Source organism: Mesorhizobium sp. M1227 (genome assembly GCF_040318315.1).
Lineage (GTDB): Bacteria > Pseudomonadota > Alphaproteobacteria > Rhizobiales > Rhizobiaceae > Mesorhizobium.
Genome location: NZ_JAMYLZ010000103.1, coordinates 1 through 1,052 on the forward strand (window position 1 = coordinate 1; position 1,052 = coordinate 1,052).

A 1,052-nucleotide genomic window follows, 5' to 3' on the forward strand; every position below is an offset into this window, starting at 1 on the left:
CTAGAGCGGTTCCTGATTTGACGGAATCGAAGGGGATTCCGGATCAGTCGGTTTTGTGATTCAAGATGCTGGCTGGAGTGGAGGCCAGCATCGGATGACGCGACCTCTTTCGGATGATCTTCGCGAACGTGTTGTAGCGGCGGTTTTGGGTGGCGAGAGCCGCCGGTCGGCCGCGAAACGGTTCGGCATTTCGGTTTCGGCGGCGGTGAAGTTGTTGCAGCGCCATCGGGCGACTGGCTCGGTTGCGCCTGGCAAGATGGGCGGACATCGCAAGAGGGTGCTGGAGCCGCACCGTGCCTTCATCGAGGCGCGTGTGCGTGAGACGCCGCATCTGACACTGCATGGTCTGAAGGATGAGTTGGCCGCACGCGGGGTCAAGGTCTCGCACAACGCGGTCTGGATGTTCTTGAGGCGCGAGGGCCTGAGCTTCAAAAAAAACGCTGTTCGCCCTTGAGCAGGCGCGCGCTGATATTGCCCGCAGGCGTCAGCGATGGCGCTCTTGGCAGGCCGGCCTCGATCCGCAGCATCTGGTCTTCATCGACGAGACCTGGATCAAGACCAACATGGCTCCGCTGCGCGGTTGGGGGCCGAAGGGCGAGCGGCTGCGCGGCTTGGCCCCGCACGGCCACTGGCGCACGCTGACCTTCCTCGGCGCGCTGCGCTGCGATAGGCTCGCGGCACCTTGCGTCTTCGACGGGCCAATCAACGGCCAATGCTTCCGCGCCTATGTCGAGCAGCAGCTCATCACCGTGCTGAAACCCGGCGACATCGTCGTCATGGATAATCTGGGAAGTCATAAGTCGGCGGCCATCAGGCAGATGATCAAGGCGGCCGGCGCCAGGCTTTGGTACCTACCGCCCTACTCCCCAGACCTCAATCCGATCGAGCAGGCCTTTGCCAAAATCAAACACTGGATGCGCCAAGCTCAGAAACGTACCGTCGAGGACACTTGGCGCCACATCGGCCACCTCGTTGAAACGATCGAGGCAACCGAATGCAACAACTACTTCGCAAACGCCGGCTACGCTTCCATCAAAACGTGAAAGGCTCTA

Annotated in this window: 1 protein-coding gene; it reads left to right on the forward strand. The window is 61.4% G+C overall.

Annotation, left to right across the window (positions count from 1 at the left end; translation table 11 throughout):
* Positions 1-94: 94 nt before the first annotated feature.
* A protein-coding gene (locus NKH28_RS34285) for an IS630 family transposase (protein ID WP_352503943.1) occupies positions 95-1,043 on the forward strand; the annotation gives its coding sequence in 2 pieces (ribosomal slippage) (positions 95-430 and positions 432-1,043; 948 coding nt in all).
* Positions 1,044-1,052: the final 9 nt, after the last annotated feature.